Source organism: Streptomyces himalayensis subsp. himalayensis, from assembly GCF_013778455.1.
GTDB lineage: Bacteria > Actinomycetota > Actinomycetes > Streptomycetales > Streptomycetaceae > Streptomyces > Streptomyces himalayensis.
Map to the genome: position 1 here is coordinate 40,003 of NZ_JACEHE010000021.1, position 14,131 is coordinate 54,133.

Consider the following 14,131-nt stretch of genomic DNA (forward strand, 5'->3'; position numbering starts at 1 on the left):
CTCAGCCGGCGGCAGTGTCGTAACGGGCTATTTCGCAGCGGGCTGCGGAGACAAGGACGCTGTTCCACAGCGCCATCTCGTCGTCGCGCTGGGCGCTGGAGCGCCCCATACGGAAGTTCTTCTCGAGGATGAGGTAGAGCAGCCCCTTGAGGACGGGTGCGTCGTTCGAACCAGCGCGGCGGTCGCCGTTGAAGGCCTGCCGGTATTCCTTGTTGAGGCGTACGACGTGGTCGTCACGGTCGATACCGAAGAACACGTCGGAGGGCATGGCCTCCCATCGGAAGGTAATCGGTTCCTCGCCCTCCAGCTGCGGCAGCTCGTCACGCAGCGTGCGCTTCAGTTTCGGATCGATGCCCTTACCCGGTGGGATGACCTCGGTGCGCTTGACCTCCGTGGAGCGCCGTGCGGCCTCCCGGTAGGTGGTCTCGGCTTCCTGAAGGTAGGCGGCGAAGCTGTGGCCGTTCGCGTCGGCCGCCTTCTCCAGGCCCCGGGCGAATGCTGGGGTGACGTTCACGCCGTCCTTCTTCACCGTGAGGCTGAAGACGCCGTTGGGGGTGGAAGGCAGATCGATTGCGATCCGCGCCAAGTTGTGGTGCGCCTCGGCACTGCGCGTGCCGTTCCAACCGCCTGCCTGGACCAGGCGGTCGTGCCTGTAGATGTAGAAACCCTGCCGGTCGGCGAGTGCTCCGATGCCGCGGTAGGCGACGAGCGGCGATTTGGGCGGCCATATGTGCGCGACCAGCGGGACTTCGCCAACACCTTCAACGGGAGCCGTGTACGTGCGTGGGTAGCCTGCCCGCCCCGGAACGCGGTAGCCGAACGGATCGATGGGTTCGATACCGCGGTGGTCGAGCTCTTCGCGCGTGTGGACGTCCTCGACGACGATGTCGACATGGAAATCGTCGCTGGACAGGAACCGGTGCAGGTAGAGCCCCAGATGGGTCTCCAGCTTCTCGATCGCGTCGTTGAGGAAGCGGTCCGTCTGGCCTGCCGTGATGGTCTCGAAGGCACGCACGCCGTCCCATCGGACGATTGTGCCGTGCCATTCGATGACGCCGTCGTAACGGTCCACCAGGTCCTGGCAGTAGCCGGCATCCACGATGTCGCAGCTGAAGTCGGCCTGTGCCGCCTCCGTGCGCCAGCGGCGGCCTGCTGACGGACTGCGCTTCGTACGGCTGATTACGGTGAGCGAGTCGCTGTGCGAAAGGGATGCAGCCTTCAGTCCTGCACCAAAGTGGCCGAGCGCCGAGTCTGCATACTCCTTCTGCCCGCCGACCGTCATCGCGACGTCCAGCGCAGCCTCGTCCATGCCGGAGCCGTCGTCGATCACGAGAAGACTGACCAGGCGTTCATCGTCGCGCAGGAAGCTCACTACGACCTTGTGGGCACCCGCATCTATGGAGTTGTCCACAAGATCCGCGATGGCTGCTTCAAAGCCGTAGCCCTGATGAGACAGCGATTCGACGTAGCGCGCGGCAGGCGGAAGCTTCTTACTGCCGCTGGTCGGGACGTCGTACTGCCAGTCTGCTGAGGGCGCGTAAGGCGACATGAGCTGCTGCTGCTCCTGGGCACACAGGACGGGGCCTGCGTGGGGGAGGAGGAGGCCCGTCAGTTCCTACTGGAGATATGAAGATACTGCAAAGGTCAGACAAACGAGCCGGTGATTCTCGAAAAGACGCAGCTCAATCGCGTGCCCAGTAGCGGCAATGTGGCCAATACAACTTTAGTCAGGCAGCGTAGGCCGAGGTGGCGGTGCGGTTTCGGGTCGCTCACCCGTTGCTCACCCGACAACCGCGGACATCCCGTGACACTCCCCATAAACCCGCCCCGACCCACACCAACACCCCTCATCCCGCCGCGGCGGCCAAGCCACCGCCCGCCCCCGGGCCGCCAGCGTCGTCGCGTACTGCGGGAGCAGTGACGCGTCCGACGGGGACGAGGCCTCCGACGCGGCGAAGGCCTCGTACGACGGGACCGTGGCCGTGACGATGCCGAGGTTCGGGGTGCCGGAGGCGGCGAGTTCGCGGAGGGAGGACTCGACTGTGGCGAGGTGTTCCTCGTGGGAGGGGTACTCCGCGGTCAGGTCCGGGTACGCCGTCAGGAGTTCGGTGAGTTCGGGGGCCGGCCAGTGGAGGACCGCGACCGGGAAGGGGCGCGAGAGAGCCTCGCGGTACGAGCCCAGTTCGGCGCGCAGCCGTGAGATCTCCGCGCGCAGCTCCGCGGGGTCCTCCGAGCCCAGGGACCATACGCGCTTGGGGTCGTGGAGTTCGTCCAGGGACACCGGGGACGGCCCCCCGGAAGACGAGGTGTGCAGGCTGTCGGCCAGCGTGTCCCACTCGTCGTGCGGGGCGCCGAGCATACGGCGGACCCGGTGGCGGCCGAACAGTACCGGATGGGCGTCCTGCGGTGGGTCCGGCTTGTCGGCCAGCAGCAGGGCGACCGCCTGCGTGAACGTTTCCTGGGCCGCCTCGAGCTCGTCGTGCGCCTCGAGTGCCTCGGCCACGATCACCCACGGCGCAGCGTCGTTCGGGGCCGCGGCCCGTACGCCGTCGATGATCGCCCTGGCCTCCGCCTCATGGCCGTACTCCCAGAGGTTCGCGGCCTTCAGGGCCTTCACCAACTGGGGGTTCTCCAGGGCGGTGGGGGAGGACGACGAGAGCAGGCGGTCGTAGAGCGTCGTGGCGCGTTCTCGGTCCTCGGCCAGCTCGAGGTGGGCCGCGGCCTGCAGCAGCAGGTGCTCCGCGTCCTCGGGATAGAGCCCGGCCGTGCGCTCCATGCGCTCGGCTTCGGCGATGTGGTCGACAAGGTCGGCAGGCATGTCGGGGCGCATGGGGGACACGGTACTGCCGTCAGGTGGCCGTGAAGAGGCAAGTGTGCGTCAGTGTGGGCAGTGGTGCGTGATCATTGCGCTGCCCCATGCCTGATCATCGCGCGGTCCCCACGCCTTCCCGGCCCTTCCCTTCGTGGCCGTGGCCCTGGTCACTTGAAGGCCCAGCCCTTATCGTGCGGGCCGGCGGAGGGAGAGGCCGTGCGGGTGCGGTGGCGGGCGCGGGTTCCGGTGGTGGTGCAGGGGCAGGTCCGTCGGCGTGCGGCGGCCGTCCGGGTGCTCTGGACCGGAGCCGAAGTCGCCGTCACCGCCGGGCTCGTCCTGCTCCTCCTCGTCGTACATCAACTGTGGTGGACCAACCGGCAGGCGCAGAAGGCCGCGGACCGCACGGTGCAGGCCCTGGAGCGGGGCTGGGGGAGCGGCGGTACGCAGGGTGGTGGTGGGGATGGCGGCGCGGAGTCCCCGGTCGGCGACGGTGAGCAGGAGGGCGAGCAGGACGACGACGGCGTCTCCGCCGGCGCGGGGCAGTCCTCGCAGTCCGCCGGTGCCGGTGCCGGTACGGGTACGCGCCGCGCGACCGCACCCCGCTGGGACCAGGCCTACGCCGTCCTCGTCATTCCCCGCCTCGGCCTCCGCGTCCCCGTGGCAGAGGGGGTCAGCAAGGCTGGCGTCCTCAACAAGGGGTACGCGGGCCACTACCCCGGCACCGCCCAGCCCGGCCGCGCCGGGAACTTCGCCCTCGCCGGGCACCGCAACACCCACGGCGAGCCGTTCCGCTATATCAACCGACTCGAGCGCGGCGACGCAGTCCGCGTCGAGACGAAGACGGCCGTCTACACGTACGTCGTCGACAAGACCCTGCCGCAGACCTTGCCCCGCGACGGCAGCGTGATCGCGAGCGTGCCGCGCAGCCAGGTCAGGAGCGGGTACGGATACCGCGAACCCGGCTACTACCTCACGCTCACCACCTGCACTCCCGAGTACACGTCCAAGTACCGGCTTGTGGTGTGGGGAAAGCTTCAGGCCATGCGGCCGCGGTGAGCCGGCCGGGACGGCTGGCGCGACTCCGATCGAGCTGCACACCGCGGAGAAGGTGTCGCCCCTCTCCGGCTGTCTGCCGAGCCTGTTCCAACTGCCCGCCTTCTTCCTCCTCTACCACCTGTTCTCCAACCGGACGATCGGCGGCGAACCGAACGCACTGCTCGGCCACGCGCTCCTCGCCGCACCCCTCGGGGACCGGTGGGCGGACGCGCTGGGGCGCGGCGGGATGTTCGGTGGACAGGGCCTGGTGTACGTCGGGCTCTTCTCGATCGTCGCGGCGGTGGCCGCGTTCAACTACCGGCGGAACAAGCGGCAGATGGCGGTGGCGGGCGCGCCGATGCCGGCCGCCGGGGGTGACGGGCAGCAGGCGGGACAGCAGATCCCGGGTATGGGCGCGATGACCAAGGTCATGCCGCTGATGTCGTTTCTGACCCTGTTCACGGTGGCGGTGGTGCCGCTGGCGGCCGCGTTGTACGTGGTGACCAGCACCACCTGGAGCGCGGTCGAGCGGGCCGTTCTGTACCGGGACATGCCGGGGACGGCGAGTGGGGCAGCGGGCGGGGCCGCGGGGAAGGCGTTGCGGTCCAGTACGTGAACCGGGTATTGCGGACTGCACGCGGAGATCGGAGGATCGACCAGTCCTCCGATGGCTGCAGGCGCGCGATTCACTGTGCGCGGCACCGTCCGTTGGCCGGGCTGGCCGCAATTCAAGGGAGATGGACAAGCATGAAGCTGCTGCGTGTCGGTACGGCGGGGGCGGAGCGCCCTGCTCTGCTCGATGCCGACGGGACCCTGCGGGATCTGTCGGGGATCGTCAAGGACATCGACGGTGAACTGCTGGCCGACGAGACAGCGCTCGGCCGTGTCCGGTCCGCGGCCGAGTCCGGCGAACTGCCCGTGCTCGACGCCGCGGGACTGAGGGTCGGGCCGCCCCTCGGGCGCCTCGGCAAGATCGTGTGCATCGGGCTGAACTACCACGACCACGCGGCCGAGACCGGTGCCGAGCCGCCCGCCGAGCCGGTCGTCTTCTTCAAGGCCGCCGACACGGTCGTCGGGCCGTACGACACCGTGCTGGTGCCGCGCGGCTCGGTGAAGACCGACTGGGAGGTCGAACTGGCGGTCGTCATCGGGCGTACCGCCCGCTATCTGGAGTCGGACGAGGAGGCCCTCGCGCACGTCGCGGGGTACGCGGTGGCGCACGACGTGTCCGAGCGCGAGTTCCAGATCGAGCGCGGCGGCACCTGGGACAAGGGCAAGAACTGCGAGACGTTCAATCCGCTGGGGCCCTGGCTGGTGACCGCGGACGAGGTGCCGGATCCGCAGGCGCTCGGTCTGCGGCTCTGGGTGAACGGGGAGCTGAAGCAGGACGGGAACACGTCCGACCAGATCTTCCCGGTCGCCGAAGTCGTCCGGTACGTCAGCCAGTTCATGACGCTGTACCCGGGCGACGTCATCAACACGGGGACGCCGGCGGGCGTCGCGCTCGGGATGCCGGAGCCCAAGCCGTTCCTTCGGGCGGGGGATGTGGTGGAGCTGGAGATCGAGGGGCTGGGGCGGCAGCGGCAGGAACTGAAGAACGCGTAGGCGGACAGCGGACCGGACCGCTGTGCCACGGGCGCTTGGTGACTCCGCGTAACCGGACACCAAGCGTATCGTTGTACCAGGCGGCTGGCCGCGACCCCGCGGTGGCGGGGAGGAGCGGCACAGTGACTGTTCTCGAAGACAGGACCATCATGGCCGAGCGGATCGAGGAGCTCACCCTCGACGACATGTTCGCGTGGCTCGAGCGGTCGCACGTCCCCGAGGGAATCAAGGTGGAGATCGTTCGGGGGGCCGTCTACATGTCGCCGCAACGCCAGACGCACTGGGAGATCATCGCGGACATCTACGAGCAGCTGCGAGCCCGCTACCCCCGGCAGCGCACCGCCTCTGACGTCCGTATCGACTTCCCCGGCCACCTCAACGGCTTCGCGTCCGACGTCGCCGCGTTCAAGGAGGGTGCCCGCAAGGATGCGAAGGGCCGCTGGCGCTACCAGGACGTCGAGTTCGTGGCCGAGGTGATCTCCAAGGACACCGCGGCCAACGACTACGGCCCGAAGCTCGAGACGTACGCCGCCGCCGGCGTGCCGGTGTACGTGATCGCCGACCCGTACACCGGCGAGTGCCATGTCCACACGCGGCCCAAGGACGGTAGGTACCGCGCCGACCTGACGTTCGACTTCGGTGACGAGATCGATCTCACCGACACGCCCGTCGGCATCAAGCTGGCCACGAACGAGTTCCCGCGGGAGCAGCAGGGCGGCGCCGCCGACACCGGGACGGCTGCGGGCACTTCTTGATGCCGGGGCGCTCCCAGCACCGCGTTCCCGCAGGCGTCCCCACCCGGTCAGGCCAGGAACCGTTCCAGCGCCTCCACCACCATCGCGTGGTCCTCGACTTGCGGGAGGCCCGAGACCACCACAGTGCCGATCACTCCTGCGCCTTCGATGAGGATCGGGAAGGCGCCGCCGTGGGCCGCGTACACGTCGGGGTCGAGGCGGGAGGAGTCCTCGAAGGTCGTGCCCTTGGCGCGGAAGCGGGAGCCGACCAGGTAGGAGGAGCAGCCGTAGCGCTCCACGACGCGGCGCTTGCGGTCGATCCAGGCGTCGTTGTCGGGGGTCGAGCCCGGCAGCGCGGCGTGGAAGAGCTGCTGGCCGCCGCGGCGGATGTCGATCGCGACCGGCGCGTTCCTGGAGCGGGCCAGTTCCACCAGGAGCGAGCCGAGGGCCCACGCGTCGTCGTGGGTGAACTGCTTCAGCACCAGACGGCGTTCCTGGTCCTCCAGCTCGGCGATGTCCGGGGCGCCGCTGTTCACACTGCTCACAGGGTCACCGCCACACCGTCGCGGGCCGAGTGGCGCGCCGCCTCCAGGATGTCGAGGGCCGCGGCGGCCTCGTGCGCGGTCACCGGGTTGGGGCCCTCGCCGCGCAGGGCGGCGGCCACTGCCGCGTAGTACGCCGGGTAGTCGCCGTTCAGCGTCGGTACGGGGCGGCCGCCGCCGGTCAGCGGGGACTCGCCGGAGCCGATGCGGCCCCACAGCGACTGGGGTTCGGCGCCCCACTCGGCCTCCGTTGCGGGGCGCTTGCCCTCGCGCAGGGCGGCCTCCTGGGGGTCGAGCCCGTACTTGACGTAACCGGCCGAGGAGCCCAGGACGCGGAAGCGGGGGCCGAGCTGGGCCGCGGTGGCCGACACGTACAGGTGCGACCGCACGCCGTTCGCGTGCGTGATCGCGATGAACGTGTCGTCGTCGGTCTCCGCTGCCGGCCGCCGCACGTCCGACTCGGCGTAGACCTGCACCGCAGGACCGAAGAGCACCAGTGCCTGGTCGACGACGTGGCTGCCCAGGTCGTACAGCAGACCTCCGATCTCTTCGGGGTCACCGGACTCGCGCCAGCCGCCCTTGGGGTGCGGCCTCCACCGCTCGAAGCGGGACTCGAAGCGCCATACGTCGCCGAGTTCGCCGTCGGTCAGGAGCTGCTGGAGCGTACGGAAGTCGTTGTCCCAGCGACGGTTCTGGAAGACGGACAGCAGCAGACCGCGGCCCTCGGCGAGCGCGGCGAGCTCGCGCGCCTCAGCCGCCGTACCGGCGACCGGCTTGTCCACGACCACCGGCAGGCCCGCCTCGAGAGCGGCAGTCGCCAGCGGGACGTGCGTCTTGTTCGGCGAGGCGATCACGATCAGGTCGAGCTCGCCGGCGCGGGCCCACAGCTCGTCGGCCGTGTCCGCGAGGCGTGCCTCTGGGAAGGCGGCCGCGGCCTGCTTCTGCCGGTCCGGGTTGGAGGTCACGACCGTGTCGAGGGCGAGGCCCTCGGTGGCGGCGATCAGCGGGGCGTGGAATACGGAGCCCGCGAGGCCGTAGCCGATGAGGCCGACGCGGAGGGGGGAGGTGGTGCGATTCATGTACTCCACTAAAGCACTGGGGGCCGGGGTGGCTGTGGCCGGTACCTTGGGCGGCCGTGCGGCGGCGCCCTGGGGTGTCGGCGCCCGGGCACCCCTGGCGGCCACGGCCGCTTACACCGGGGTAGTAGCCGGAGTGGCCCGCCGTCGTGGTGCTGTGCCCACCCTCCCCATTGCCTTAAGGGCATGGGAGGGACCCCCATCGCCTGGGGGCACCTCCCAGCGTTAGCTGGGGGAGGAACGACTGCCCGCAGCGGTAGCGGCGCGGGGCACCCTTGCTCTTCAGCATGTCGTATTCGTGCGGTTTCCGGCTGATCGGGCGGACTTTGGCGGCCGATCGGCCCTGGTGGGCTGTGTCGGTGCACGGGCCGCGGTCGAATGGCAGGACTCCAGCCGTTGCTCGTCCCGCGATCAGCAAAGGCCATCCATGCGACTGTGCACGTCCCCCGCGTTCGGCCGCAGTGCCGCCACCGCTGCCATCGCCGCCACCATGATCATGATCACGCCCACCTCCGCCGCCCCCACCTCCGCCGCTCCCGCGACGGCCGCTCCCGCGACGGCCGCTCCCGCGTTGGGCGCCCCCGCGGCGGCCGCTCCAGCGTTGGGCGCCCCCGCGGCGGCGGCCCGAGCGATGGCTGCCCCGCCGATGGCCGCCCCCGCCGGCTCCTCCTCCGCCCTGCAGCCCACCTGCGCCACCGCGAACAGCGGCGACTTCCCGATCGGCACCCGTGTCCACGGCGGGCCCGCCACATACCAGGCCGGCGGCGGTCGGCAGGAATGGCTGATCGACCTCACCAACACCACAGGCGAGGCCTGCGGCAACATCCACCCCGTGGTCGTCCTCGTCGACGAGCGGCGGTCGCTCCAGCCGCAGCAGGTACGGCTGGAGTTCGAGGACAGTACGCGGCTGCGGCCCGTCACCTTCGAACGCACCGACCAGGACGAGAACGTCGGCGTCTTCGGCGAGGACTTCGGCGGATTCACCGTCGCCCCCGGCGCGACCGTCACCGTCAGGGTCCGCCTGTCCTTCACCGAGGACGCCCAGCCCGGCAGCGTCGTCGCCAACGCCGCGGTCGTCCAGCGCCGGGACGACGACGGCGACTGGGTGGGCGAGTCCAACGACTATCCGTTCACGATCGCCCCTGCCCCCACCGACACACCCAGCCCGAGCCCCAGCCTCAGCACCGGCCCCGAACCCAGCCCCGGCACGGCCACCCCGGACGCATCGCCCCCCGCCCGAGAGCAGAAGGAGAAGGGCAAGGACGACGAGCTGGCCGGGACGGGACGCCGTCAGCGCACCCTGATCGGCCTCGGCCTCACCGCGGGCGCCCTCCTCGTCGGCGGCGCCGCACTCGTGCTCACCGTCCGCCACATCCGGCCGCGCAGGCGCTGAACCCCGGGCGGACAATCCCGTGCTCGTGCGACCCGCAGGCACGCCTTGGCCCAGCGAGAAGGCCCTCCCCCGGCCACCCGCGATACGGGAGGGCCGGGGAAGGGCCTTCTTCGTTGCCGCGGACTCGCCGCGCGCCGCGATCACACGAGGTCGATCAGGTCCGCGATCGAGTCCACGGCCTCCGAGGGCCGGTACGGATAACGGTCCACCTCGTCCGGCCGGGTCACCCCGGTCATGACGAGGAAGGTCCTCATGCCGGCCTCGAGACCCGCCAGCACATCCGTGTCCATCCGGTCGCCGATCATGGCCGAGGTCTCCGAGTGGGCCCCGATCGCGTTGAGCCCCGCGCGCATCATCAGGGGGTTCGGCTTGCCGACGAAGTACGGCTTCTTGCCGGTCGCCGCGGTGATCAGCGCCGCGACAGCCCCCGTGGCGGGAAGCGCGCCCTCGGCCGAGGGGCCCGTCTCGTCGGGGTTGGTGGCGATGAATCGCGCGCCGTTGTTGATCAGCCGGACGGCCTTGGTCATCGCCTCGAACGAGTACGTCCGGGTCTCGCCCAGGATCACGAAGTCGGGCTCGGTGTCCGTCAGGACGTAGCCGATGTCGTGCAGGGCGGTCGTCAGTCCGGACTCACCGATGACGTAGGCGGTACCGCCCGGCCGCTGGTCGTCGAGGAACTGTGCCGTCGCCAGGGCCGAGGTCCAGATGTTCTCCACCGGCACGTCGAGGCCCATACGGGTGAGGCGTGCGTGCAGGTCGCGGGGGGTGTAGATCGAGTTGTTGGTCAGAACGAGGAAAGGTTTCCCCGACTGCTTCAGCCGCTTGAGGAACTCGTCGGCGCCGGGGATCGGTATCCCTTCGTGGATCAGTACCCCATCCATGTCGGTCAGCCAGGACTCGATCGGCTTGCGCTCTGCCATGGGGCCATTCTCCTGCCGTACGTGGGGCTCTAGAGGTGACGCGACTCGCACGATCCTAACCGTGCTGGAGCGACGGCCGGCCCTGCGCGAACGCGTCGTCGCGCCGGCCCGGCAACGCTGTTCTGTGAGCGGGACATACGCGCGGCGGGCCCCGGACGATGACGTCCCGTAACCCCTCGTTCGGCGCAGTCGCATGCCCGCTGCGGATGCGCCGCGGGCGCGCACAGGGGACCCTTCTGTTACAGGAGGTTCACCATGGGCTCACTGCGACTCACTCTCTGTACCGGGGCGGTGGTCGCTGCCGCTGCGATGCCGATGGCGGCCGGGACGGCGCATCCGGCACACGCAGACGACTCGGCCGCGGGTGTCTCCGTGAGCCCGGCGGGCCCGGTGCCCGGAAGTGACATCGAGCTGCAGGCGCGGGGCTGCACGGGCAAGACGGCCGTCGCCCGCTCGGCCGTGTTCGTCGCGGACGCCGAGCTGACCGTGCGGGAAGGCGTCGCAAGCGGCGACGGCACCCTGCTCTACGGCGAGACCACGCTCAGATCGACCGTGACCGCCGGTACGTACGAGATCACGATCGCCTGCGACGGACGCGACGACAAGGCCAAGGGCTCCGTCACGGTGGCCGAGCGCTCCGCGGCGACGAAGGCCCCCAGTGCCCCGTCGTCTCCGACCGCGCCGGTCCACGCCGGTGGCGGCGGTGCCGCGGCCCAGCTCGCGGCCGCCCAGACGGACACCGAGGAAGCCGCCGGGCCCGGAAAGGTGCAGGCGGTGGTCGGCCTGGTGCTCGCCGCCGTCGCGGCGGTCGTCGTGGCGGTCCGCAGCGTCCGGCGCCGCCGCTCGGAGTAGGGCGGGGACGCCATGTCGGGCGAAGAGCGTTCTTCCTCCGGCACCGGCCGCCTGTTCACGGGAGTCGCCTGGGTGGTGCTCCTGCTCGGACTGTGGTTGTGGGGCCGTGAGATCACCGATGTGCCCAGCGGCCTGTCGGCGCCGACGACGGGTGACGCGGCGGCGGTCGGGCGGCCGCTCGGCGTCGAACTGCCGAAGGCACTGGAGCCGCTGCCTGCCGCGAAGCCGGTGCGCGTCGATGTGCCGGCGATACGGGTGCAGGCGCCGGTGGTGGCCCGCGGGGTCGCCCCGGACGGGGCGGTCGAGGCACCGTCCTACGAACAGGCCGGGGCCGTCGCCTGGTACGCGAACGGTACGCAGCCCGGAGCGGCCGGCGCCGCGGTGTTCGTCGGCCATGTCGACACCGAGTCGCGGCCCGCGGTCTTCTTCGACCTCAGTGCGCTGCGGCCGGGGGACAAGGTCCGGGTGAGCCGGGACGACGGGACGGTCGCCGAATTCACGGTGGACGATGTGCAGGTCCTCACGCGTGAACGGTTCGACGCGCGGCAGGCGTACGGCGTGCATGAGGCCGGGCGGGCGGAGCTTCGGCTCATCACGTGTGGGGGTACGTTCGATGAGGCTCGGCGTACGTATACGGCGAACGTGGTGGTGTCCGCGTACCTGACCGGCCGTGGGCCTTGAGGTACGCGGACAGCCGTTGTGCGTCGGTCAACCCGACGGAGTGACCACAGCGGTATCGGGGCGACCGCCGGCCGCAGTGGCGGTATGAGCCGCCGCTCGCAGCCCCAGTCCTCCGAACACCGCCCCGAACACGCCCCACAGCACCGCGTGCGACGCCAGGGACAGTACGCGGAAGTTCCACAGGAGTGTCGCGTCGACGGGGACGTCGTCCGGGTTGCCCGGGAGGGCGAACGTCGCCGCGAGGACGGCGATCACGGTGAGCACGACCGCGATGTGGCGGACCGGCGCCGGGCGGCCGGACAGCCGTACCGACACCTGCCAGGCCAGCAGCATGCCGAGCACACTGATCACGATCGACGCCAGCCACAGCGCCTGGCGGTCGCCGACCGTGCCGGAGTCGCCGACACCCGGCGGGTTCGCCGGGTAGCGCAGACCGGGCAGCAGCGCCACCGCCAGGAAGGCGGCCGCCGAGAAGACCAGTGCGCGCCGCCACGGCTCAGCCTGCGGAGTGCGGCGGTGCACCAGGGCGTAGGCGATGGCGAAGAGGACGCCGAGCGCGAGCCCGGCGATGACCGCGGTGACGACGAGGCCCGCGTGCTGCGTGGAGCGCGAGAAGAGCTCCTCGTGGTGCTGCACTGCGGTGGCGCCGTCATGCGAGTGAGCCGAGCGAGCCTCCTCGGCACGGATCGCGCGGTCCATCAGGGGCTCGGCGGCCAGCAGGGAGAAGAGGCCGGCCGCAAGGCCCGCCGCCCCTCCCGCCGCCAGCCCGCGCCCGAGCAGGGGAAGTACAGGAGTGGACATGGTGCGTACGGCCGATCAGTGGCAGGGAGCGCCGAAGAGGTGCCGGCCGTCGTGCGCGAACTCGTGCAGATAGTCGCCGGTCGCCGCGATCACGGTGCCGTGGTCCATGAAGACCGCGTAGAGCGCGATCAGGGCGACGATCGCCGCGGCGGATGCGATGAGCCAGTCGCGGGTGCTCGTCGCCGCGGACGTGACCGCGGTGGTGTCGGTGGTCGGTGCGGTGTGCAGGGACATACCGGTGGGCCTCCTTCTGGGGTTTCCACGCCCCATGGCAGGAGGACGACGGGTCAGTTCCTGACTTCCGCGCGCGGGATGCGCGCGGTCACAGTGGCGGGACCGTCCCGGAGTCGCACCGGGTTCCTGTCAACCGTCGCCTCGATGTATGGACTTGTCGTCCCGGAGAGTCCCAGTCGCGCAGGGACACTGTCAACCGCGCCTACGTCACACCGGCACATGCGGGTTACCCCGCCCGGCGCGGTACCAGCAGCCGTGGACCCGTAACAGCTCTCCGACGATGCCGGAGTGATCTCGTGGGGGGTGGACCACCTATGTCAGGATTGAAAGCCAGACTGTGCACCCAAGGGGGAGTGGATGTACCGCAATGCAGGCATTTTCCGGGGGACTTCTGGGAGTTCGCCGGACGCCCGCGGAACGCGGCTCAGGGTCAGGGGGGTGAAGGCGTCGGCGGCGGTGGCGGGGGCGGCACTGCTGCTGGCGGGGTGCTTCTCCTCCGGTGACGAGGAGCCGAACAAGGAACCGGCGAAGTCGCCGATCGCGCAGCAGCCGAAAAGCGAGGATCCGTACTGGGTCAATCCGAACGGCAATGCCGCCAAGCAGGTGGCGACATATGTGAAGGCCGGCAAGGAAGATGAGGCCGATCAGATCCGCAAAATAGCGGAGCAGCCCACCGGTGAGTGGATCGGCCCGGAGAACCCTGAGCAGGAGGCGCGCGGTTTCACCGAGGCCGCCGAGAAGGCCGACCGTGACGCGATCCTCGTCCTCTACAACATTCCGCACCGCGACTGCGGCAACTACTCGGGGGGCGGCGCCGCCGACGGCAACGCGTACCGCGCCTGGATCGACGGGGTCGCCAAGGGCATCGGCGACCGCAGCACCACGGTGATCCTGGAGCCGGACGCGGTGCTGCACCTGGTCGACGGCTGCACACCCGAGGAGTTCCACGAGGAGCGCTACGACCTCCTCAAGGGCGCCATCGAGAAGCTCAAGGCGCTCAAGAACACCAAGGTGTACCTGGACGCGGGCAACGCGGGCTGGGGCAAGCCGGACCAGATCTTCGAGCCGCTGACGTGGGCGGGCGTCGGGCAGGCCGACGGCTTCTCGGTGAACGTCTCCAACTTCTACACGACCCAGGACAGCATCGCGTACGGCAAGGAGCTGTCCGCGAAGGTCGGCAACAAGCCGTTCGTGATCGACACCAGCCGCAACGGCAACGGCCCGTACACGGAGGGCGCAGCCGACGAGCGCTGGTGCAACCCGCCGGGCCGCGCGCTCGGCGAGGCACCCACGACCAAGACGGGCGACGACCTTGTCGACGCGTATCTGTGGGTCAAGCGTCCCGGCGAGTCCGACGGCACCTGCAAGGGCGGTCCGAAGGCGGGGCAATGGTGGGCTGACTACGCACTGAAGCTGGCCGAGGCCTCCAAATAGCGACAGTCCCCG

14 protein-coding genes, 1 pseudogene and 1 riboswitch are annotated in these 14,131 nt (G+C 70.2%); of the genes and pseudogenes, 8 read left to right on the forward strand and 7 right to left on the reverse strand.

Annotated features, from left to right (window positions below; translation table 11 throughout):
• Nucleotide 1 precedes the first annotated feature (1 nt).
• On the reverse strand, nucleotides 2–1,549 hold the full coding sequence (locus H1D24_RS28970) for an ATP-binding protein (RefSeq protein ID WP_181660670.1): 1,548 nt from the start codon (nucleotides 1,547–1,549) through the stop codon (nucleotides 2–4).
• 231 nt (nucleotides 1,550–1,780) lie between these two features.
• On the reverse strand, nucleotides 1,781–2,830 hold the full coding sequence (locus H1D24_RS28975; protein WP_181660671.1) for an SEC-C domain-containing protein: 1,050 nt from the start codon (nucleotides 2,828–2,830) through the stop codon (nucleotides 1,781–1,783).
• A gap of 204 nt (nucleotides 2,831–3,034) precedes the next feature.
• Here H1D24_RS28975 and H1D24_RS28980 point away from each other — a divergent pair, with 204 nt between their 5' ends.
• The 4 genes and pseudogenes from H1D24_RS28980 to H1D24_RS28995 all read left to right on the forward strand — a co-directional run bounded on the left by H1D24_RS28980 (nucleotide 3,035) and on the right by H1D24_RS28995 (nucleotide 6,207).
• Nucleotides 3,035–3,868: a class E sortase gene (locus H1D24_RS28980; RefSeq protein WP_374064422.1), complete on the forward strand. Its 834-nt coding sequence runs from the start codon at nucleotides 3,035–3,037 to the stop codon at nucleotides 3,866–3,868.
• A gap of 28 nt (nucleotides 3,869–3,896) precedes the next feature.
• Nucleotides 3,897–4,463: pseudogene (locus H1D24_RS28985) on the forward strand (YidC/Oxa1 family membrane protein insertase); the annotation flags it as partial.
• A 131-nt stretch (nucleotides 4,464–4,594) separates the two neighbouring features.
• Nucleotides 4,595–5,452, forward strand: coding sequence for a fumarylacetoacetate hydrolase family protein (locus H1D24_RS28990; protein WP_181660673.1), 858 nt, complete (start codon nucleotides 4,595–4,597; stop codon nucleotides 5,450–5,452).
• 122 nt (nucleotides 5,453–5,574) lie between these two features.
• Complete coding sequence (locus tag H1D24_RS28995; RefSeq protein ID WP_181660674.1) at nucleotides 5,575–6,207, forward strand: Uma2 family endonuclease; 633 nt, start codon at nucleotides 5,575–5,577, stop codon at nucleotides 6,205–6,207.
• A gap of 47 nt (nucleotides 6,208–6,254) precedes the next feature.
• Here the strand turns inward: H1D24_RS28995 and H1D24_RS29000 are convergent, their stop codons facing one another.
• Together H1D24_RS29000 and H1D24_RS29005 are read right to left on the reverse strand one after the other, a co-directional pair.
• Entirely contained in the window at nucleotides 6,255–6,731 is a 477-nt protein-coding gene (locus H1D24_RS29000; protein WP_309484482.1) for a heme-degrading domain-containing protein, read from the reverse strand.
• Nucleotides 6,728–7,807 carry a Gfo/Idh/MocA family oxidoreductase gene (locus tag H1D24_RS29005; RefSeq protein ID WP_181660675.1) on the reverse strand — a complete coding sequence of 360 codons (1,080 nt, stop codon included), beginning with the start codon at nucleotides 7,805–7,807 and terminating at the stop codon, nucleotides 6,728–6,730. Before H1D24_RS29005 ends, H1D24_RS29000 begins: the two co-directional genes overlap by 4 nt.
• Before the next feature lie 424 nt (nucleotides 7,808–8,231).
• On the opposite strand from H1D24_RS29005, the gene H1D24_RS29010 reads away from it, so the two are divergent.
• Nucleotides 8,232–9,197 (forward strand): hypothetical protein, encoded by a 966-nt coding sequence (locus H1D24_RS29010; protein WP_258564392.1) that lies wholly within the window; start codon nucleotides 8,232–8,234, stop codon nucleotides 9,195–9,197.
• Nucleotides 9,198–9,337: 140 nt separating this feature from the next.
• Here the strand turns inward: H1D24_RS29010 and H1D24_RS29015 are convergent, their stop codons facing one another.
• The gene (locus H1D24_RS29015; protein WP_181660676.1) at nucleotides 9,338–10,117 is read right to left on the reverse strand and encodes an HAD-IIA family hydrolase; all 780 of its coding nucleotides are present in this window, start codon (nucleotides 10,115–10,117) and stop codon (nucleotides 9,338–9,340) included.
• A 255-nt stretch (nucleotides 10,118–10,372) separates the two neighbouring features.
• On the opposite strand from H1D24_RS29015, the gene H1D24_RS29020 reads away from it, so the two are divergent.
• Nucleotides 10,373–10,969, forward strand: coding sequence for a hypothetical protein (locus H1D24_RS29020; RefSeq protein ID WP_181660677.1), 597 nt, complete (start codon nucleotides 10,373–10,375; stop codon nucleotides 10,967–10,969).
• 12 nt (nucleotides 10,970–10,981) lie between these two features.
• Entirely contained in the window at nucleotides 10,982–11,650 is a 669-nt protein-coding gene (locus tag H1D24_RS29025) for a class F sortase (RefSeq protein WP_181660678.1), read from the forward strand.
• Between the two features lie 27 nt (nucleotides 11,651–11,677).
• On the opposite strand, the gene H1D24_RS29030 is transcribed toward H1D24_RS29025, so the two are convergent.
• The gene (locus H1D24_RS29030; RefSeq protein WP_181660679.1) at nucleotides 11,678–12,451 is read right to left on the reverse strand and encodes a CbtA family protein; all 774 of its coding nucleotides are present in this window, start codon (nucleotides 12,449–12,451) and stop codon (nucleotides 11,678–11,680) included.
• Nucleotides 12,452–12,466: 15 nt separating this feature from the next.
• On the reverse strand, nucleotides 12,467–12,685 hold the full coding sequence (locus H1D24_RS29035; protein WP_181660680.1) for a CbtB domain-containing protein: 219 nt from the start codon (nucleotides 12,683–12,685) through the stop codon (nucleotides 12,467–12,469).
• A gap of 34 nt (nucleotides 12,686–12,719) precedes the next feature.
• Nucleotides 12,720–12,858, reverse strand: a riboswitch (cobalamin riboswitch).
• Between the two features lie 184 nt (nucleotides 12,859–13,042).
• Between H1D24_RS29035 and H1D24_RS29040 the strand changes: the two genes are divergently transcribed.
• Nucleotides 13,043–14,119 carry a glycoside hydrolase family 6 protein gene (locus tag H1D24_RS29040; protein ID WP_181660681.1) on the forward strand — a complete coding sequence of 359 codons (1,077 nt, stop codon included), beginning with the start codon at nucleotides 13,043–13,045 and terminating at the stop codon, nucleotides 14,117–14,119.
• Nucleotides 14,120–14,131: the final 12 nt, after the last annotated feature.

Bases quoted from the DNA above. Each gene is read 5' to 3' on its own strand.
- H1D24_RS29035 (WP_181660680.1), bottom strand. From the start codon at position 12,685: ATGTCCCTGCACACCGCACCGACCACCGACACCACCGCGGTCACGTCC.
- H1D24_RS28970 (WP_181660670.1), bottom strand. From the start codon at position 1,549: ATGTCGCCTTACGCGCCCTCAGCAGACTGGCAGTACGACGTCCCGACC.
- H1D24_RS29015 (WP_181660676.1), bottom strand. From the start codon at position 10,117: ATGGCAGAGCGCAAGCCGATCGAGTCCTGGCTGACCGACATGGATGGG.
- H1D24_RS29020 (WP_181660677.1), top strand. From the start codon at position 10,373: ATGGGCTCACTGCGACTCACTCTCTGTACCGGGGCGGTGGTCGCTGCC.
- H1D24_RS29025 (WP_181660678.1), top strand. From the start codon at position 10,982: ATGTCGGGCGAAGAGCGTTCTTCCTCCGGCACCGGCCGCCTGTTCACG.
- H1D24_RS28975 (WP_181660671.1), bottom strand. From the start codon at position 2,830: ATGCGCCCCGACATGCCTGCCGACCTTGTCGACCACATCGCCGAAGCC.
- H1D24_RS29010 (WP_258564392.1), top strand. From the start codon at position 8,232: ATGCGACTGTGCACGTCCCCCGCGTTCGGCCGCAGTGCCGCCACCGCT.
- H1D24_RS29005 (WP_181660675.1), bottom strand. From the start codon at position 7,807: ATGAATCGCACCACCTCCCCCCTCCGCGTCGGCCTCATCGGCTACGGC.
- H1D24_RS29030 (WP_181660679.1), bottom strand. From the start codon at position 12,451: ATGTCCACTCCTGTACTTCCCCTGCTCGGGCGCGGGCTGGCGGCGGGA.
- H1D24_RS29040 (WP_181660681.1), top strand. From the start codon at position 13,043: ATGTACCGCAATGCAGGCATTTTCCGGGGGACTTCTGGGAGTTCGCCG.
- H1D24_RS28990 (WP_181660673.1), top strand. From the start codon at position 4,595: ATGAAGCTGCTGCGTGTCGGTACGGCGGGGGCGGAGCGCCCTGCTCTG.